The organism is Variovorax sp. Root473 (genome assembly GCF_001426505.1).
Lineage (GTDB): Bacteria > Pseudomonadota > Gammaproteobacteria > Burkholderiales > Burkholderiaceae_C > Variovorax.
The window spans coordinates 147,310-166,227 of sequence record NZ_LMEV01000016.1; the positions used below are offsets into that span (position 1 = coordinate 147,310).

The window sequence follows — 18,918 nt, forward strand, 5'->3', positions numbered from 1 at the left end:
TCCCTAAACTTTTTCCCACAGGCTGGCGCGTCGCCGGCCGCGAGGAGACCCCCTTTGTTCCAAGGCGAAAGTATCGAAGTCCTGCCGTTGCAGGACGGGCTGGTGGAACTGCGCTTCGACCGGGGCGGCGAGGCCATCAACAAGCTCGACGCGCGCACCGTCGACGAGTTCCGTCAGGCCACCGAACGCATCGCGACCTCGCCCGAGGTGCGCGGCGTGCTGGTGACGAGCGCGAAGGACGTGTTCATCGTCGGTGCCGACATCACCGAGTTCGGTGCGACCTTCCAGCAGGAAGAGGCACAGATCGCAAGCGGCGTGCGTGCCAGCAACGAGCTGTTCAATGCCTTCGAAGACCTGAAGGTGCCCAGCGTGGTCGCCATCAACGGCTTCGCGCTCGGCGGCGTTCTGGAACTGGCGATGCTCGCGCCGCTGCGCGTGATGGCCGACGCGGCCCAGGTCGGTGTGCCCGAGGTGAAGCTGGGCCTGTTCCCGGGCTTCGGCGGCACGGTGCGGCTGTCGCGCCTGGCGGGTCTGGCCACGGCCATCGACTGGGTGGCGAACGGCAAGCCTGCCAAGGCGCCGGCTGCATTGGCGGCGGGCGTGGTCGACGAGGTCACCGGCGCCGACGCCTTGCGCGAACGCGCGCTCGCGCTGCTGCAGCGCGCGGTGCGCGGCGAGATCGATTGGCAATCGGCGCAGCAGCGCAAGCGCGCGCCCGTCGCGCTGTCGGCGCAGGAGGCTGGCGCGCTGGTCGAGGCCGCGCGCACGCAGGTGGCGGCGCGCAGCGGCAGGCACCAGCCCGCGGCCGTCATCGCGCTCGAAATGATGGCGGAGGCGGCGGGGCGCGACCGCGCCGGCGCGCTCGATCTCGAATCGGCCGCCTTCGGCCGCGTCGCGAAGACGCAGGCTGCGGCCTCTCTGGTGCAGGCCTTCCTCAACGACCAGGCGCTCAAGAAGCTCTACAAGCGCCACGCGCGCGAAGGCCGTCCGGTGAAGCAGGCGGCCGTGCTCGGCGCCGGCATCATGGGCGGCGGCATCGCCTACACCAGCGCGCTGCGCGGCACGCCGGTGCGCATGAAGGACATCGCGCAGCCGCAGCTCGACCTGGGCATGGCCGAGGCCGGCAAGCAGCTCGCCAAGCAGGTGAAGAACGGCCGGCTCGCGCAGGCCAAGGCTGATGCCATTCAAGCGTCGATCGTGCCGCAGCTCGACGAGACCGGCTTCGACGCGGTGGACTGCGTGGTCGAGGCCGTGGTCGAGAACCTCGAGGTCAAGCGCAAGGTGCTGGCCGCGCTGGAGCGCAGCGTGAAGCCCGGCACCGTGATCGCTTCGAACACGTCGAGCCTGCGCATCGACGACATCGCCCAGCCGCTCGCGCGACCTGAAGATTTCGTCGGCATGCACTTCTTCAACCCCGTGCCGGTGATGCAACTGGTGGAAGTGATCCAGGGCGCGAAGACCAGCAACGCCGCCGTGTCCACCGCCGTGGGCTACGCCGTGGCCATGGGCAAGACGCCCATCGTGGTGAAGGACTGCCCGGGCTTCCTGGTCAACCGCATCCTCACGCCGTATATCAACGCCTTCGTGCAGCTGGTGGCCGATGGTGCCGACTTCGAAGCCGTCGACCGCGCGATGGAAGCCTTCGGCTGGCCCATGGGCCCGGCCTACCTGCAGGACGTGGTGGGCATGGACGTCGGCTCGCACGTGGGCGACGTGATCGCCGCGGGCTACCCGCAGCGCATGCCGACGATCGATCGCAACGCCGTGAAGGCCATGGTGGCCGCCAAACGCTATGGCCAGAAGAACGGCGCCGGTTTCTACCGCTACGAGAACGACCCCACGGGCCGCCCGCGCAAGTCGGCCGCGCCCGAGGCGCATGCGCTGGTCGCCACGCTGCAGCCCCAAGGGCGGCGCGACTTCGCGGACGCGGAGATCGTCGAACGCATGATGCTGCCGATGGTCGTCGAGGCCGCGCACGCGCTCGAAGACGGCGTGGTCGCCACGCCGGCCGAGCTCGACATGGCGCTGCTGCTGGGCGTGGGCTTTCCGGCCTATGCGGGCGGCGCGCTCAAGTACGCCGACTGGCTGGGGCTGGACCGCTTGGTGGCGCTGTGCGACAAACATGCCGCGCTCGGCGCGCCGTATGCACCCACGGCGCGCATGCGCGAGATGGCGGCGCGCAAGCTGCGCTACTACCCGGTCTGAACGGCAGCGTTTTCCTTTTCTTCTTCTCTCTCTACTCAAGGACAACAAGAGATGCAACTCGATTCCAGCATTGCCGCCGTCGTCACGGGCGGTGCCTCGGGCCTCGGGGCCGCCACCGCGCGCCGCCTGGCCAGCCACGGCGTGAAGGTCGCGCTGTTCGACCTCAACGAGGCCCAGGGCGAGGCCCTGGCCAAGGAACTGGGTGGCGTGTTCTGCAAGGTCGACGTCACGTCGGAAGAGCAGGTCGACGCGGCCTTCGCCAAGGCGCGCGCCGCGCACGGCCAGGAGCGCGTGCTGGTCAACTGCGCCGGCACCGGCAATGCGGTGAAGACCGCGAGCCGCGACAAGGCCTCGGGCGAGATCAAGCACTTTCCGCTCGCCAACTTCGACCGCATCATCCAGATCAACCTCGTGGGCACCTTCCGCTGCATCGCCAAGTCGGCGGCCGGCATGCTCACGCTCGACGCGCTGGAAGACGGCGAGCGCGGCGCCATCGTCAACACCGCCTCGGTCGCGGCGCAGGACGGCCAGATGGGCCAGGCCGCCTACACCGCCTCGAAGGCCGGGATCGTCGGCATGACGCTGCCCATTGCGCGCGATCTCATGGGCGAGGGCATCCGCGTGAACACCATCCTGCCGGGCATCTTCAACACGCCGCTGCTGCAGGGCGCGCCCGACAACGTGAAGGCCGCATTGGCTGCGTCGGTGCCCTTCCCCAAGCGCCTGGGCAACCCGGCCGAGTACGCGACGCTGGCCGAACTGATGATCACCAACGGCTACTTCAACGGCGAGAGCGTGCGGCTGGACGGCGCGATCCGGATGGCGCCGCGCTGACGCCAGGGCACGGGGGCGGCGGTCGGTGTTGGGCGCAGGCCGCGGCGCAGCATCGTCCGAACGGACGAATCCGGCGGCCTTGTCCCGCGCACGACTGGAAACCCGCGCCCGCCTCGGCACCATGCGCCGCATTGTCTTCATTGAATCCACTGAGAGAAAGAAGGAGTGCTCCCCATGGACTTCAGCCTCACCCCGGCCCAGATCGACCTCCAGGAGCGAACGCGCCGCTTCATCGCCGAGGAGGTGATTCCGCTCGAGTCCGACCCCCGGCAGGACTCCCACGGCCCTGCCGAAGCGCTGCGCGACGAGCTGGTGGCGCGCGCCCGCCGCGCGGGTTTGCTCACGCCGCATGCGTCGAAGGCACACGGCGGGCTCGGCCTGTCGCACATCGACAAGGCGATCGTGTTCGAGGAGGCGGGCTACTCGCCGCTCGGCCCGGTGGCGCTCAACATCCACGCGCCCGACGAAGGCAACGTGCACCTGATGGAGGTGGTGGCCACGCCGGCGCAGAAGGCGCGCTGGCTGCAGCCGCTCATCGACGGCCACGTGCGCTCGTGCTTCTGCATGACCGAGCCGCCGCCCGGTGCCGGCTCCGACCCGTCGATGATGCAGACCGTGGCGGTGCGCGACGGCGACCATTACGTGATCACCGGGCGCAAGTGGTTCATCACGGGCGCCACCGGCGCGGGCTTCGCGATCATCATGGCGCGCATGGAAGACGGTTCGTCGACCATGTTCCTGGCCGACATGGACCAGCCCGAGATCGTGATCGAGCGGCAGATCGACGCACTCGACAGCTGCTTCACCGGCGGCCACGGCGTGGTGCGCTTCGACGGCCTGCGCGTGCCGGCCGCCGACGTGCTGGGCGCCATCGGCGAGGGCTTTCGCTACGCGCAGGTGCGGCTGGCGCCCGCGCGCCTCACGCACTGCATGCGCTGGCTCGGCGCCGCGCGCCGCGTGCACGAACTCGCCACCGACTACGCCCGCCGCCGACAGGCCTTCGGCCATGCGCTGGTGGAGCACGAGGGCGTGGGCTTCATGCTGGCCGACAACGACATGGACCTGCACGTCTCGCGCCTGACCATCTGGCATTGCGCGTGGGTGCTCGACCAGGGCGGCAAGGGCCGGCACGAGTCGAGCGTGGCCAAGGTGCTGTGCTCGGAGGCCGAGTGGCGCGTGGTCGACCGCTCGGTGCAGATCCTCGGCGCCAGCGGCGTGTCGGACGAGACCGTGGCTGCGCGCATCTTCCGCGACATGCGGGCCTTCCGGATCTACGACGGCCCCTCTGAGGTCCATCGTTGGAGCATGGCCAAGCGGTTGGCCAAGGCCTGATTCAGGCCGCGGGGGCCGGCGTCATTCCGCCGGCTCTTCCGCTCCCCCCTGCACATCGTCCACCCGCTGCATGTTGTCGAGCAGCTTCAGCAGGTAGTGCAGGGTGTGCGTGACGTCGTTCACCGAGAACCCGTCGAGCACCTGCTCGTAGTAGGCGTAGATCTTCGGCTGCGCCTCCACCTTCCAGACGTGTTGCCCCGACCCGGTCATCGTGACCAGCCGTGACCGCCGGTCGCGGCTGTCGGGCGCGGTCGTCACATGCCCGTCGCGCTCCATGCGGCTGACCAGGCCCGACAGGTTCTGGCGGCTGACCTTCAGGTAGCGCGCCAGGTCCCCCACGCTCATGCCCCCCTCGGCCTCGTCGCGCGACAGCGCGCCGAGCACGGCCCACTGCTGCGTCGTCAGGCCCTCGGCCTCGACCGCGCGGCTGCCGGTTTTATGCAACATGTTTGCGCATTGATAGAGGCGGAAGAACACCCGGTTGGCCAGCGCCATGCGTGCTGTGTCGGTGTTTTCACTAGTGTTTGACATGTTTTTTCTTTCGGAAAGGCTTGCACGACACCACGGAGGCATTCAATAATACGTCAACGTATTTACGTAAATGTCTCAAAAGCGGCGCCCAACGGCCCAACGATATAGCAAGCCCTCGCACCCCAGGAGAACCAGATGCAGCGATTTCAGGACAAGACAGTGATCGTCACCGGCGGCGGTGGCGGCATCGGCGGCGCCACCAGCCGCCGTTTCGCCCAGGACGGCGCCCGCGTGGCGGTGTTCGACATGAACCTCGAGGCCGCCGAAGCGGTGGCCGCGCAGATCCGCGCCGACGGCGGCCAGGCGCAAGCCTTCCGCTGCGACATCACCGACCGCCCCGGCGTCGACGCGGCCGTGGCCGCCGTGGTGGAGCGCTTCGGCCCGGTCGACGTGCTGGTCAACAACGCCGGCTGGGACGTGTTCAAGCCCTTCACCAAGACCGAGCCCGCGCAGTGGGACAAGCTCATCGCCATCAACCTCACCGGCGCGCTGCACATGCACCACGCCGTGCTGCCCGGCATGGCCGCGCGCAAGGCGGGGCGCATCGTCAACATCGCGTCCGACGCAGCGCGCGTGGGCTCCTCGGGCGAGGCGGTGTACGCGGCCTGCAAGGGCGGGCTCGTGGCCTTCTCCAAGACCATCGCGCGAGAGCACGCACGCCACGGCATCACCGTGAACGTGGTGTGCCCCGGCCCGACCGACACGGCGCTGTTCGCCGAATACAAGGAAGGCGCGGGCAATCCCGAGAAGCTGATGGAGGCCTTCACGCGCTCCATTCCGCTGGGCCGCATCGGCCAGCCGAACGACCTGCCCGGCGCCATTCTTTTCTTCGCCAGCGACGACGCGGCCTTCGTGACGGGCCAGGTGCTCAGCGTCTCGGGCGGCCTGACGATGAACGGCTGACCCCTCATTCGCATTCACCAGAGCACACACACCATGACCACCGCCACCGACTTCGAAGACATCCTCTACGACGTGCGCAACCGCGTTGCGTGGATCACCATCAACCGCCCCGAGAAGATGAACGCCTTCCGCGGCCAGACCTGCGACGAGATCATCCGCGCGCTCAACCGCGCAGGCTACGACCGCGAGGTGGGCGCCATCGTGCTGGCCGGTGCCGGCGAGAAGGCCTTCTGCACGGGCGGTGACCAGTCGGCCCACAACGGCAACTACGACGGGCGCGGCACCATCGGCCTGCCGATGGAAGAGCTGCACGACGCCATCCGCAACGTGCCCAAGCCGGTGATCGCGCGCGTGCAGGGTTTCGCCATCGGCGGCGGCAACGTGCTGTGCACCATCTGCGACCTGACCATCGCTTCCGAGAAGGCCGTGTTCGGCCAGGTCGGCCCGAAGATGGGCTCGGTGGATCCGGGCTATGGCACTGCCTTCCTGGCCCGCGTGGTCGGCGAGAAGAAAGCGCGCGAGATCTGGTACCTGAACCGCCGCTACAGCGGCGCCGAAGCCGTCGCCATGGGCCTGGCCAACGCGGTAGTGCCGCACGACCAGCTCGACGCCGAGGTGCAGAAGTGGGCCGAGGAAATCTGCGAGCGCAGCCCCACCGCGCTGGCCATTGCCAAGCGCAGTTTCAACGCCGACACCGCGCACCAGGCCGGCATCGCGGGCCTGGGCATGTACGCGCTCAAGCTGTACTACGACACCGAAGAGTCGCGCGAGGGCGTCGCGGCCCTGACGGAACGGCGCAAGCCCGACTTCCGAAAGTACGCGAAGTAAGCGCAGCCGAGGAGACAGCGATGAACCCGTACATCGACGACGACCTCGCCACGCTGGCCGAGCATGCGCGCCGCTTCGCCGCCGGGCGCGTGGCCCCCGGCTTCCTGGAGCGCGACGCCACCCGCGTGCTCGACCGCGCGCTCATGCGCGAGATGGGCGAGATGGGCTTCATCGCGCCCGAGCTGCCCGAGGCCCACGGCGGCCAGGGCCTGGGCTGCCTGGCGGCCGGCGTGATCCACGAAGAGATCGCCCGCGCCGACCTGAGCCTGAGCTACATCAACCTGCTGGCCTCGCTCAACGGGCAGATCCTGTGCGAGCACGGCCGGCCCGAGGTGGTGGCGCCGTGGCTGGCCAGGCTCACGCAGGGCGAGGCGCTGTTCGCCATTGCGCTCACCGAGCCGCGCGGCGGCTCCGATGCCGCCAACCTGCGCCTGCGCGTGGAGCGCGTGGGCGACCACTACGTGCTCAACGGCGAGAAGACCTCGATCTCCGCCGCCGACCAGGCCGACGCCGCCGTGGTGTTCGGCCGCACGGGCAGCATCGAATCGGCGGCCCACGGCGTGACCGCGCTGCTGGTGCCGATGGACCTGCCCGGCGTTACGCGCAACCGCTTCGACTGCCATGGCCAGCGCGCCATCGGGCGCGGCTCGCTGTTCTTCGAGAACGTGCGCGTGCCGGTCGACCACCGCCTCGGCGAGGAAAACAAAGGCTTCGTGCAGGTGATGCAGGGCTTCGACTTCTCGCGTGCGCTCATCGGCCTGCAGGTGCTGGCGGTGGCGCGCGTGGCGCTGGAAGAAACCTGGGAGTACGTCGCGCAGCGCGAGGCCTTCGGCAAGCCGCTGTCGGCGTTCCAGGGCGTGTCGCATCCGCTGGCCGACTTCGACACGCAGATCGAAGCCGCGCGCCTGCTGTGCCTGCAGACCCTGTGGCTCAAGGACAAGGGCGCGCCGCACACCGCCGAGGCCGCCATGTGCAAGTGGTGGGGCCCCAAGCTGGCCTACGACGCCATCCACCAGTGCCTTCTGATGTTCGGCCACGGCGGCTACGACCGTGGGCCGATGGAGCAGCGCCTGCGCGACGTGCTGGGCTTCCAGATCGGCGACGGCACGGCCCAGATCATGAAGACCATCGTCGCCCGCACGCGTGCGGGGCGCTCGGCGGTGCCCGCGTAGTCGCATCCCTGGCTTTCCGGTTCGCACAACAAGAGGAGACACGACATCATGGAATTCGACGCCGTACTGCTGCCCCCGCGCCGCGCGCGCATGGTGGCCCAGGGCCTGTGGCACGACCGCACCATCAACGATGCGCTCGACGCCTGCATGGCCGCCAGCCCCGACAAGGTGGCGCTCACCGCGGTGCGCGTGAAGGACGGGGAAGGCGAGGCCGCCACCGTGCGCTTCACCTACCGCGAGCTGGGCCGCATGGCCGACCGCATCGCCGTCGGGCTGGCGCGGCTGGGCGTGGGGCGCAACGACGTGGTGGCCTGCCAGCTGCCCAACTGGTGGGAGTTCACGCTGACCTACCTGGCCTGCTCGCGCATCGGCGCGGTGATGAACCCGCTGATGCACATCTTTCGCGAGCGCGAGCTGTCGTTCATGCTGCGGCACGGCGCGGCCAAGGTGCTGATCGTGCCGGCGCGCTTCCGGGGCTTCGACTTCGCGCAGATGGCCACGGACCTGCAGGCCGGCCTGCCCGACCTGGCACAGGTGGTGGTGGTCGGCGGCAGCGGCGCGAACAGCTTCGAAGCGCTGCTGGCCGGCCCCGCCTGGGAGCAGGCACCCGATGCCGCGCACATCTTGCAGCAGCACCGGCCCGGCCCCGACGACGTGACCCAGCTCATCTACACCTCGGGCACCACCGGCGAGCCCAAGGGCGTGATGCACTCGGCCAACACCACCATGGCCAACATCGTGCCTTACGCGCAGCGCCTGGGCCTGGGCGCTGACGACGTGGTGCTCATGGCCTCGCCCATGGCACACCAGACCGGCTTCATGTACGGGCTCATGATGCCGATCCTGCTGCAGGCCTCGGTCGTGCTGCAGGACATCTGGGAGCCGAAGCAGGCCATCGCGTTGATCAACGCAGAGGGCGTGAGCTTCACCATGGCGTCCACGCCCTTTCTCTCCGACCTGTCGAAGACCGTGGCCGAGTCGGGCACGGCGGTGCCCACGCTGCGCGCCTTTCTCTGCGCCGGTGCGCCCATTCCGGGCGCGCTGGTCGAGCAGGCGCGCCAGGCGCTGGGCGCCAAGATCGTGTCGGCCTGGGGCATGACCGAGAACGGCGCCGTCACGCTCACGCGGCTGGACGACGACGACGAGCGTTCCATCCACACCGACGGCTGCCCGCTGCCCGGCGTGGAGCTCAAGGTGGTCGACGTCGATGGCCTGGCGCTGCCGGCGGGCGAGGTCGGCAAGCTGCTGCTGCGCGCCTGCTCCAACTTCGGCGGCTACCTGAAGCGCCCGCAGCTCAACGGCACCGACGCGGCCGATTGGTTCGACACCGGCGACCTCGCGCGCATCGACGAGCGCGGCTACGTGCGCATCGCCGGGCGCACGAAGGACGTGATCATTCGCGGTGGCGAGAACATCCCGGTGGTCGAGGTCGAGTCGCTGCTGTACCGGCATCCCGACATCGCGATGGCCGCGGTTGTTGCCTACCCCGACGAGCGCCTGGGCGAGCGCGCCTGCGCGGTGGTGGTGCCCAGGCCCGGGCGGCAGGTCGACCTGCCGTCGATCGTCGCGTTCCTCAAGGCCGAGAAGGTGGCGCTGCAGTACATCCCGGAGCGGCTGATCGTGCGCGAGACGATGCCGTCCACGCCCTCCGGAAAGATCCAGAAATTCAAGCTGCGCGACGAACTGATGCGCGCGGATGAATCGGGCGCCCCGGCCGCCTGAGTGCCCTGCCGACACCCCCTAGAAGCAACGGAGACAACTCATGGAAAAGAAGCAATTCGCCGCCGGCGTGGGCCGGCGGCTGGGCCGCGCCGTGGCCGCGTTCGGTGGCCTGGCCATCGCCTGCCACGCAGCCTGGGCCCAGGCGCCTGCAACCACACCCGCTGGCGCGTGGCCGTCCAAGCCCATCCGCGTGGTCGTCGGCTTCGCGCCCGGCGGCAGCACCGACGTGATGGCGCGCATCCTCGCGCAGTCGCTGTCGGAGTCGCTCGGCCAGACCGTGCTGATCGACAACAAGCCCGGCGCCAGTGGCAACATCTCGGCCGCCGAGGTGGTGCGCGCCGTGCCCGACGGCCATACCTTCCTCATCGCGCCGACCTCGGTCGAGACGGCGAACCCCTCGCTCTTCAAGGCGAGCCTGCTGCCCTCGCGCGACCTCACGCCGGTGGCCACCGTGGGGCGCACGCAGATGTACCTCGTCGCCAAGCCGCAGCTGCCTGCGAAGGATGTGCGCGAGCTGGTCACGCTGGCACGGGCCAAGCCCGGCACGCTCTCGTACGCCTCGGCCGGCGCTGGCACGCCGCCGCACCTGGCCTGCGAGCTGTTCAAGCAGGCCACCGGCACGCAGATCACGCACGTGCCCTACCGCGGCGCCGCGCCGGCCCTGCAAGATGTTCTCTCCGGCCAGGCCGACTTCGTCTGCGACCCCGGCATCGCCTTCCAGCACATCCGCGCGGGCAAGGCGAAGCTGCTGGGCATCGTGAGCGCCAAGCGCTCGCCGTTCTTCCCCGAGGTGCCCACCGTGGGCGAGCAGGGCTTCCCCGGCGCCAACCTCGACATCTGGTTCGGCATGTGGGCGCCCAACGGCACGCCGCCCGAGGTACTGGCGCGCATGAACGCCGAGCTGGCCAAGGCGCTGGCGCTGCCGAGCGTGAAGTCGCGCTACGGCGACCTCGGTGCCGAGCCCGTCGCCATGAGCACGCCGGAGTTCCGCAAGCTGCTGGCCGACGAGGGCGCCACGCTGTCGGCACTCATCTCGCGCCAGAAGATCGTGGTGGATTGAGTTCATGACCACGCCCGACGCCCCCGTGCTCACCCAGGTCGACGGCCGCGTCGGCGTGGTCACCCTGAACCGCCCGCGCCAGCTCAATGCACTCGACGACGCGCTCATGGACGCCCTGGGCGCCGCGCTGCTGGCCTTCGATGCCGACGCGGACATCGGCGCCATCGTCGTCACCGGCGGCGACACCGCCTTCGCCGCAGGCGCCGACATCGCGGCGATGGTCGACTGGGGCTACGTCGACGTGGTGCGCGACGATTTCATCACCCGCAACTGGGAGACCATCCGCCGCGTGCGCAAGCCGGTGATCGCCGCAGTGGCGGGCTTTGCCTACGGCGGCGGCTGCGAGCTGGCGCTGGCCTGCGACATCGTGCTGGCGGCCGAGTCGGCGCGCTTCGCGCTGCCCGAGATCAAGCTCGCCATGCTGCCGGGCGCCGGCGGCACCCAGCGCCTGCCGCGCGCCATCGGCAAGGCCAAGGCGATGGAAATGTGCCTGGCCGCGCGCGTGCTCGACGCGGCCGAGGCCGACCGCTACGGGCTGGTGTCGCGCGTGGTCGCGTCCGAGGCGCTCATGCCCGAGGCCCTGGCATTGGCCACGCGCATCGCCGGCTACTCGCTGCCGGCGCTGATGGCGATCAAGGAGTCCGTCAACCGGGCGTGGGAATCGTCGCTGTCCGAGGGCATCCTGTTCGAGCGGCGCCAGTTGCATGCGCGCTTTGCCACCGAGGATGCGCGCGAAGGCCTGCAGGCCTTCCTGGCGCGGCGCCCGCCGGTATTCGGGCACCGCTGAGGCGGCGAGGGCGCACGGCATGGCGCCCAAAATCGTCGGTTCCGACGACGCTGTGCGGCGGCGCGGCGCCAACAATGCGCTGGACTGTCGAACCGAACCCATCACCGGAGATTTCACATGCCCGAAGCCTATATCGTCGCCGCCGCGCGCACCGCCGGAGGCCGCCGCAACGGCCGCCTCGCCGGATGGCACCCGGCCGACCTGGCCGCCCAGGTGCTCAACGCCCTCGTGGAGCGCACCGACGCCGACCCCGCCCTGATCGAGGACGTCATCATGGGCTGCGTCGGCCAAGCCGGCGAGCAGGCCTCCAACGTGGCGCGCAACGCGGTGCTGGCCTCGCGCCTGCCCGAGTCGGTGCCCGCCACCTCGGTCGACCGCCAGTGCGGCTCGTCGCAGCAGGCGCTGCACTTCGCGGCGCAGGCCGTGATGTCGGGCACGATGGACATCGTCATCGCCGCCGGCGTCGAGAGCATGAGCCGCGTGCCCATGGGCCTGCCCACCACGCTGCCGCTGAAGAACAACCTGGGCTTCTACGTGAGCCCCGGCATGGAAAAGCGCTACCCCGGCATCCAGTTCAGCCAGTTCACCGGCGCCGAGATGATCGCGCGCAACTACGGCATCGAGAAAGACGCGCTCGACCGCTACGCACTTGAAAGCCATCACCGCGCGATTGCCGCCACCCAGGCCGGCCACTTCGAGCGCGAGATCGTGCCCGTGGCCGTGCGCATGGCCGACGGCACCGAGACCGGCGAGCTGCACACCACCGACGAAGGCATCCGCTACGACGCCACGCTGGAGAGCATCGCCGGCGTCAAGCTGATCGCCGAGGGCGGCCGCTGCACGGCGGCCACCGCCAGCCAGATCTGCGACGGCGCCAGCGGCCTCATGGTCGTGAACGAGCGCGGCCTGAAGACACTGGGCGTGAAGCCGCTGGCGCGCATCCACCACATGAGCGTGCTGGGCCACGACCCGGTCATCATGCTCGAGGCCCCGCTGCCCGCCACGCAGCGCGCGCTGCAGAAGGCCGGCATGAAGATCGAGGACATCGACCTGTACGAAGTCAACGAAGCCTTCGCGCCCGTGCCGATCGCGTGGCTGAAGGCGCTGGGCGCCGACCCGGCCCGCATCAACGTGAACGGCGGCGCCATCGCGCTGGGCCACCCGCTGGGCGCCTCGGGCACCAAGCTGATGACCACGCTGGTGAACGCCCTGGGCCAGCGCGGCAAGCGCTACGGCCTGCAGACCATGTGCGAAGGCGGCGGCATGGCCAACGTGACCATCATCGAGCGGCTCTGACGAAGCCCGGGCGGCCTTTTTGCGCCGCCCACCTGGCAGCGCCCGCGGGGGCGGCGCTGACCTTTTCCGTTCCCTCACAAAAAGAGATCGACGCATGATTCATGACACCGATCGCGGAGACAAGAACACCCCCCTGTTGCGCATCGACGCGGTGTCGGTGCGCTTCGGCGGCATCGTGGCGCTCGACGGCGTCTCGTTCGATGTGCGGCGCGGCCAGATCTGCGGCCTCATCGGACCGAACGGGGCGGGCAAGAGCACGCTGTTCAACTGTCTCTCGCGCCTGTACGAATGCAGCGCCGGCCGCATCGAGTTCGACGGCCATCCGCTCACGCGCCTGCCGCGCCACCGCATGGCGGGCCTGGGCATCGGGCGCACCTTCCAGAACCTGGCGCTGTTTCGCACGATGACCGTGCGCGACAACGTGCTGGTGGGCTGCCACAGCAAGCACCACGCGGGCTTCCTGCGCAACGCCTTCCGGCTGCCCGGCGTGGCGGCCATCGAATCGCAGGCGCGTGCGCGGGCCGACCAGCTGATCCACTTCCTCGACCTCGATGCCGTGGCCGACCGCGAAGTGGCCGATCTGCCGTTCGGTACGCAGAAGCGCGTGGAGCTGGCGCGCGCGCTCGCGGCCGAGCCGCAGCTGTTGCTGCTCGACGAGCCGGCCTGCGGCTTGAACCACGAGGAACTCGAAAGCCTGGGCACGCTGATCCGCGACATCCGCGATCGCCTGAACGTGACGGTGCTGCTGGTGGAGCACCACATGAGCCTGGTGATGGGCGTGTCGGACAAGGTGGTGGCGCTGAACTTCGGCAAGAAGATCGCCGAGGGCACGCCGGCCGAGGTGCGCGCGCACCCCGAGGTGATCCGCGCCTACCTGGGCGAGGAAGAGGACGCGGAGGCCATGGCATGACGACCAACATTCTTGAAGTGCGGGGCTTGCATGCCGCGTATGGCCCCACGCGCGTGCTGCAAGGCATCGACCTCGACATCCCCACGGGCCAGGTCGTCGCGCTGCTGGGCGCCAACGGTGCGGGCAAGACCACCACGCTGCGCGCGCTGTGCCAGATGATGGTGAGCACCGAGGGCCGCATCATGCTGGCCGGCCAGCGCATCGACGGCCGCTCCACCGAGCAGATCGCCAAGGCCGGCGTGGGGCACGTGCCCGACGGGCGCGGCACCTTCCTGGGCCTCACGACCGAGGAGAACCTGCGGCTGGGTGCCTACGCGCGCGCCAGTCGCGAAGGCATCGAGGCCGACATGGCGCGCGTGTTCGACTACTTCCCGCGCCTGCGCGAACGGCGCGGCCAGCAAGCCGGCACGCTGTCGGGCGGCGAGCAGCAGATGCTCGCCATCGGCCGCGCGCTCATGGGCAAGCCGCGCCTGCTGCTGCTCGACGAGCCGTCCTTCGGACTCGCGCCGCTCATCGTGCGCGACATCTTTTCGATCATGCGGCGCATCAACAAGGAAGAGCGCGTGTCGATCCTGCTCGTGGAGCAGAACGCCAGGCTCGCGCTCGACCTCGCCGATTCGGCCTACCTGCTGGAAACCGGCCGCATCGTGCTCTCAGGCCCGTCGGCCGAGATCCGCAGCAACGATGCCGTGCGCAAGGCTTATCTAGGCAATTGAAGGTGCCCCACCCATGAATGCATTCCTGCACCAACTGCTGGCGGGCCTGGCCACCGGCGGCATCTACGCCAGCGTTGCGCTGGCGCTGGTGATGATCTACCAGGCCACGCACCACATCAACTTCGCGCAGGGCGAGATGGCGATGTTCTCGACCTTCATCGCCTGGAGCCTCATGCAGGCCGGCCTGCCGTACTGGGCCGCCTTCGTCGCGACCGTGGCCTTGTCCTTCGTGCTCGCGGCCGTGGTGGAGTTCACCGTCATCAGGCCCATGCACGACAAGCCGGCGCTGTCGGTGGTGGTGGTGTTCATCGGCCTCCTGGTGATCTTCCACAGCCTCGCGGGCTGGCTCTTCGGCTACACCATCAAGCAGTTTCCGAGCCCGTTCCCGTCGGACGCGTGGTTCGGCAGCGCCATGATGTCGGCGCACGAGATGGGCGCCATCGGCGTCACGCTGCTGGTGGTGCTGCTGCTGTTCGCGTTCTTTCGCTTCACGCCGCTGGGTCTGGCGATGCGCGCCGCGGCGCAGAACGCGGCCTCGTCGCGGCTGGTGGGCATCAACGTCGGGCGCATGCTGATGCTCGGCTGGGGCCTGGCCGGCGCCATCGGTGCGGTGGCCGGGATGATGGTCGCGCCCGTGGTCTTCCTCGACCCGCACATGATGACCGGCGTGCTGCTCTACGCCTTTGCCGGTGCGCTCATCGGCGGCATCGACAGCCCCGTGGGCGCGGTGCTCGGCGGCTTCATCGTCGGCGTGCTCGAGAACCTCATCGGCACCTACGTGGTGGGCACCGAACTCAAGCTGTCGGTCGCGCTGGTGCTGATCGTCGGCGTGCTCATCGTCAAGCCCTCCGGCCTCATGGGCCGAAAACTCGTCACCCGGGTCTGATCGCATGAACTCCCCCCAAGCCTCTTCCCTGCCGACCGCCATGGCACCGCTCGCCGGCGCAGCCAACGCACGCGCCGCCAAGTCCTCGCGCTCTCCGCTGATGTGGGTCGGCCTGCTGATCCTGCTGTGCATCGGCATCACCTTCGTCGCGCGCGGCTACCAGCTGTTCCAGGCGACCATGGTGATCTCGTACGCCATTGCGCTGCTGGGCCTGAACATCCTCACGGGCTACAACGGCCAGATCTCGCTGGGCCACGGCGCCTTCTATGCGATTGGCGCCTACACCACCGGCATCCTCATGGAGCACGCGGGCGTGCCGTACTGGCTCACGGTGCCGGCGGCGGCCGTGGTGTGCCTGATCGTCGGCTACCTCTTTGGGCGGCCCGCGCTCAAGCTCGAAGGGCTGTACCTCGCGCTCGCCACCTTCGCGCTCGGCGTGGCGATGCCGCAGCTGCTCAAGTACAAGCACCTCGAAGCCTGGACCGGCGGCGTGCAGGGCATCGTGCTCATGAAGCCCGCCGCGCCCTTCGGCCTGCCGCTGAACGAAGACCAGTGGCTGTACCTGTTCTCGCTGTTCGTGGCGGTCGTGATGTTCTTCATCGCGCACAACTTGCTGCAAAGCGGCAGCGGCCGGGCGATGCGCGCCATCCGCGACCACGCCATGGCCTCGGAGGCGATGGGCGTGGACAACAGCCACTACAAGGCCATGACCTTCGGCGTCTCGGCCGCGTACACCGGCGTGGGCGGCGCGCTGTCGGCCATCGCGGTGCAGTTCGTCGCGCCCGATTCGTTCACGCTCTTCCTGTCGATCTCGCTGCTCGTGGGCATCGTGGTGGGCGGCGTGGGCACGCTGTACGGCGCGATCTTCGGCGCCATCTTCATCATGTTCGTGCCCTCGCTGGCCGAGAAGGTCTCCAAGGCCGCGCCCTGGGCGGTGTACGGCGTGGTGCTGATCGCCTTCATGTTCGCGATGCCCGGCGGCGTGGTCGGGCTGCTGCGCAAGCTCCAGGCACGCTTCGCCCGTGCACGATGACGCGGTACTGATCGCGAACGCACTGCAGCGGCTGGCCGGGCAACTCGTGCCCGACGGCCGCACAGTGCAGGCCGTGCGCAGGCTCTCGGGCGGCGCCAGCCAGCAGACCTGGGCTTTCGATGTGACGACGGGCGACGCGGGCCAGGCTCGGCCGCTGGTGCTGCGCCGCGCGGCCGATGCCAGCGGCGCACGCGCCCTGGGCACCGCGGGCCTCGCTGCGGAAGCGCAGCTCATCGAAGCCGCACGCGCCGGTGGCGTGCCCGTGCCCGGCGTGCGCCATGTGCTGCAGCCGGTCGACGGGCTCGGCGAAGGCTTCGTCATGGACCGCATCGAGGGCGAAACCCTGGGCCGCCGCATCGTGCGCGACGAACGCCTGGCCGCCGCGCGCCGCGTGCTGGCGCGCCAGTGCGGCGCCGCCATGGCGCGCATCCACCGCCTGCCCGCACACGGCCTGCCGCCGCTGCGCACGGCCGCCGCACGCGCGGAGCTCGATTTCCAGATCGGCCTGCACCGCAGCCACGGCACCGCGCGCCCCGTGTTCGAACTCGCGTTCCGCTGGCTGCGCGCAAACGCGCCGGCCGACGTGCCCGCGCCGGTGCTCGTGCACGGCGACTTTCGCAACGGCAACCTGATGGTCGGCGAGCAGGGCCTGCGCGCCGTGCTCGACTGGGAGCTCGCACACTTCGGCGATCCGATGGAAGACCTCGGCTGGATGTGCGTGCGCTCCTGGCGCTTCGGCCACGGCGCGCTGCCCGTGGGCGGCTTCGGCACGCGCGAGCAGCTGTTCGAGGGCTACACGGCCGAAGGCGGGCAGGTCGATGCCGTGCGCGTGCGCTGGTGGCAGGTGCTGGGCACGCTCAAGTGGGGCATCGTCTGCGAAGCCATGGTGCATGCCTGGCTCAGCGGCCGCGAGCGCGATGTGGAGAAGGCGGCCATCGGTCGGCGCGCGTCGGAGGCCGAATCCGATCTGCTGGCGCTGCTCGCCCCCGAAGAAGAGGTCGCTTGATGCAGGACCACCCCGACATCGCCGAGCTGCTGGAGGCCGTCGCCGCCTTCCTGCGCGAGCAGGTGGTGCCGGGCACCGAAGGGCAGGTCGCGTTCCACGCGCGCGTGGCCGCGAACACGCTCGACATCGTGCGACGCGAAGTGCAGCTCGGCCCTGTCGCGCAGGCCGGTGAACGGGCGCGCCTGCACGCACTGCTGGGCCCTGGTGCACCGACCGACCTGCCCGACGCCAACCGCCTGCTCTGCACCCGCATCGCCTCGGGCGAACTCGACGCCGCCACCCCCGGCCTGTTCGACCACCTGCGCCAGACCACGCGCGACAAGCTCGCCATCGACCAGCCCGGTTATGCCGCCGGCACGAAGAAGAAAGAAGACTGAGCCATGGACTTCGACCTGCCCCGCGACCTCGTCGACTACCTCGCCGAACTCGACGCCTTCATCGACCGCGAGATCGCACCGCTGCAGGCGCAGGACGACAACGAGCGCTTCTTCGACCACCGCCGCGAATGGGCCCGCACCGACTTCGAGAACGGCGGCCTGCCGCGGCCCGAGTGGGAAGCGCTGCTGGCCGAGGCGCGCCACCGCGCCGACCGCGCGGGCCACCTGCGCTTCGGGCTGCCCGCCGCGTTCGGCGGGCGCGACGGCAGCAACCTCTGGATGGCCGTGATCCGCGAGCACTTTGCCGCGCGCGGCCTGGGCCTGCACAACGACCTGCAGAACGAGCATTCGATCGTCGCCAACAACCCCTTCGTGCTCGCCATTCGCGACTTCGGCTCGCCCGCGCAATGCGACGAACTCATCCAGGGCATGCTCGACGAGCGCGTGCGCCTGACCTTCGGCCTCACCGAACCGCAGCACGGCTCCGACGCCACCCACATGGCAACCCGCGCCGTGTCCGAGGCGCGCCATGGTCGCGCCGGTTTTCGCATTGACGGCGAAAAGATGTGGACCACCGGCATGCACACCGCCACGCACTGCGTGCTGTTCGCGCGCACAAATGGGCGCGACGGCGACGCGCGCGGCATCAGCGCCTTGCTCGTGCCCGCGAAGGCCGAGGGCGTGAAGATCGAGGAGTACCTCTGGACCTTCAACATGCCCACCGATCACCCGCGCGTGAGCTTCACGAACGTGTGGGTGCCCGAAGACGCCGTGCTCGGCCCGCTCGATGGCGGCCTGGCCATTGCCCAGCACTTCGTGCACGAGAACCGCATCCGCCAGGCCGCGTCGAGCCTGGGCGCGGCCGACTACTGCGTGCGCGAGAGCGTCAGGTACGCGCGCGAGCGCAAGCCCTTTGGCGAGGAGCTGGCGCGCAACCAGGGCATCCAGTTTCCGCTGGTCGAGCTGGCCACGCAGGTCGAGATGCTGCGCCTGTTGATCCGCAAGACCGCGTGGCAGATGGACCAGATGCCCAAGCCGCAGGTCGAGAAGCAGCTGTCCGACAAGGTCTCGATGTGCAACTACTGGGCCAACCGCCTGGTGTGCGAGGCCGCCGACCGCGCGATGCAGGTGCACGGCGGCATCGGCTATTCGCGCCACAAGCCCTTCGAACACATCTACCGCCACCACCGCCGCTACCGCATCACCGAGGGCTCCGAAGAGATCCAGATGCGCAAGGTGGCGGGGCACCTCTTCGGCTACATGGGGCCGAACCGCACGGCCGCTTCCACAGCCGCTTGAGCGCATCGTTTTCCCAGCAAG

The 18,918-nt window shown here is 69.6% G+C and carries 18 protein-coding genes; 17 read left to right on the plus strand and 1 reads right to left on the minus strand.

The genetic code is table 11. The features are described 5' to 3' along the window. The first annotated feature begins 54 nt into the window (after positions 1-54). From fadB to ASD34_RS12015, 3 genes are all read left to right on the plus strand, one after another. Positions 55-2,205, plus strand: coding sequence for a fatty acid oxidation complex subunit alpha FadB (fadB, locus tag ASD34_RS12005; protein WP_056577601.1), 2,151 nt, complete (start codon positions 55-57; stop codon positions 2,203-2,205). 51 nt (positions 2,206-2,256) lie between these two features. After that, a complete protein-coding gene (locus ASD34_RS12010; RefSeq protein ID WP_056577603.1) occupies positions 2,257-3,039 on the plus strand; it encodes an SDR family NAD(P)-dependent oxidoreductase in 783 nt (260 codons plus the stop codon). A 174-nt stretch (positions 3,040-3,213) separates the two neighbouring features. Continuing rightward, positions 3,214-4,371 (plus strand): acyl-CoA dehydrogenase family protein, encoded by a 1,158-nt coding sequence (locus tag ASD34_RS12015; protein WP_056577605.1) that lies wholly within the window; start codon positions 3,214-3,216, stop codon positions 4,369-4,371. A 21-nt stretch (positions 4,372-4,392) separates the two neighbouring features. On the opposite strand, the gene ASD34_RS12020 is transcribed toward ASD34_RS12015, so the two are convergent. Beyond that, the gene (locus ASD34_RS12020) at positions 4,393-4,866 is read right to left on the minus strand and encodes a MarR family winged helix-turn-helix transcriptional regulator (RefSeq protein ID WP_200937575.1); all 474 of its coding nucleotides are present in this window, start codon (positions 4,864-4,866) and stop codon (positions 4,393-4,395) included. Positions 4,867-5,037: 171 nt separating this feature from the next. Here ASD34_RS12020 and badH point away from each other — a divergent pair, with 171 nt between their 5' ends. The 14 genes from badH (at position 5,038) to ASD34_RS12090 (ending at position 18,897) form a co-directional block, all read left to right on the plus strand. Next, entirely contained in the window at positions 5,038-5,805 is a 768-nt protein-coding gene (gene badH / locus ASD34_RS12025) for a 2-hydroxycyclohexanecarboxyl-CoA dehydrogenase (RefSeq protein ID WP_056577609.1), read from the plus strand. 33 nt (positions 5,806-5,838) lie between these two features. Continuing rightward, positions 5,839-6,633 (plus strand): 2-ketocyclohexanecarboxyl-CoA hydrolase, encoded by a 795-nt coding sequence (gene badI, locus ASD34_RS12030; protein ID WP_056577611.1) that lies wholly within the window; start codon positions 5,839-5,841, stop codon positions 6,631-6,633. 20 nt (positions 6,634-6,653) lie between these two features. Further along, complete coding sequence (aliB, locus tag ASD34_RS12035; protein WP_056577614.1) at positions 6,654-7,805, plus strand: cyclohexanecarboxyl-CoA dehydrogenase; 1,152 nt, start codon at positions 6,654-6,656, stop codon at positions 7,803-7,805. A gap of 48 nt (positions 7,806-7,853) precedes the next feature. Beyond that, the gene (gene aliA, locus ASD34_RS12040; RefSeq protein WP_056577618.1) at positions 7,854-9,527 is read left to right on the plus strand and encodes a cyclohexanecarboxylate-CoA ligase; all 1,674 of its coding nucleotides are present in this window, start codon (positions 7,854-7,856) and stop codon (positions 9,525-9,527) included. Positions 9,528-9,567: 40 nt separating this feature from the next. Then, entirely contained in the window at positions 9,568-10,587 is a 1,020-nt protein-coding gene (locus tag ASD34_RS12045) for a Bug family tripartite tricarboxylate transporter substrate binding protein (protein ID WP_082548590.1), read from the plus strand. A 4-nt stretch (positions 10,588-10,591) separates the two neighbouring features. Next, on the plus strand, positions 10,592-11,374 hold the full coding sequence (locus tag ASD34_RS12050; protein ID WP_056577621.1) for an enoyl-CoA hydratase-related protein: 783 nt from the start codon (positions 10,592-10,594) through the stop codon (positions 11,372-11,374). Positions 11,375-11,491: 117 nt separating this feature from the next. After that, the gene (locus ASD34_RS12055; protein ID WP_056577624.1) at positions 11,492-12,670 is read left to right on the plus strand and encodes an acetyl-CoA C-acetyltransferase; all 1,179 of its coding nucleotides are present in this window, start codon (positions 11,492-11,494) and stop codon (positions 12,668-12,670) included. A 94-nt stretch (positions 12,671-12,764) separates the two neighbouring features. Further along, positions 12,765-13,580: an ABC transporter ATP-binding protein gene (locus ASD34_RS12060; RefSeq protein ID WP_056577626.1), complete on the plus strand. Its 816-nt coding sequence runs from the start codon at positions 12,765-12,767 to the stop codon at positions 13,578-13,580. Continuing rightward, the gene (locus ASD34_RS12065) at positions 13,577-14,296 is read left to right on the plus strand and encodes an ABC transporter ATP-binding protein (RefSeq protein WP_056577628.1); all 720 of its coding nucleotides are present in this window, start codon (positions 13,577-13,579) and stop codon (positions 14,294-14,296) included. The genes ASD34_RS12060 and ASD34_RS12065 overlap by 4 nt, the downstream gene beginning before the upstream one ends. Positions 14,297-14,309: 13 nt before the next feature. Next, positions 14,310-15,182 carry a branched-chain amino acid ABC transporter permease gene (locus ASD34_RS12070; protein ID WP_056577629.1) on the plus strand — a complete coding sequence of 291 codons (873 nt, stop codon included), beginning with the start codon at positions 14,310-14,312 and terminating at the stop codon, positions 15,180-15,182. A 40-nt stretch (positions 15,183-15,222) separates the two neighbouring features. Then, a complete protein-coding gene (locus ASD34_RS12075) occupies positions 15,223-16,215 on the plus strand; it encodes a branched-chain amino acid ABC transporter permease (RefSeq protein ID WP_056577631.1) in 993 nt (330 codons plus the stop codon). Continuing rightward, positions 16,205-17,221 carry a phosphotransferase family protein gene (locus ASD34_RS12080; RefSeq protein ID WP_235510041.1) on the plus strand — a complete coding sequence of 339 codons (1,017 nt, stop codon included), beginning with the start codon at positions 16,205-16,207 and terminating at the stop codon, positions 17,219-17,221. The genes ASD34_RS12075 and ASD34_RS12080 overlap by 11 nt, the downstream gene beginning before the upstream one ends. Further along, positions 17,221-17,598, plus strand: coding sequence for a DUF6285 domain-containing protein (locus ASD34_RS12085; RefSeq protein ID WP_056577633.1), 378 nt, complete (start codon positions 17,221-17,223; stop codon positions 17,596-17,598). Before ASD34_RS12080 ends, ASD34_RS12085 begins: the two co-directional genes overlap by 1 nt. Before the next feature lie 3 nt (positions 17,599-17,601). Next, entirely contained in the window at positions 17,602-18,897 is a 1,296-nt protein-coding gene (locus ASD34_RS12090) for an acyl-CoA dehydrogenase family protein (protein ID WP_056577635.1), read from the plus strand. Positions 18,898-18,918 lie beyond the last annotated feature (21 nt).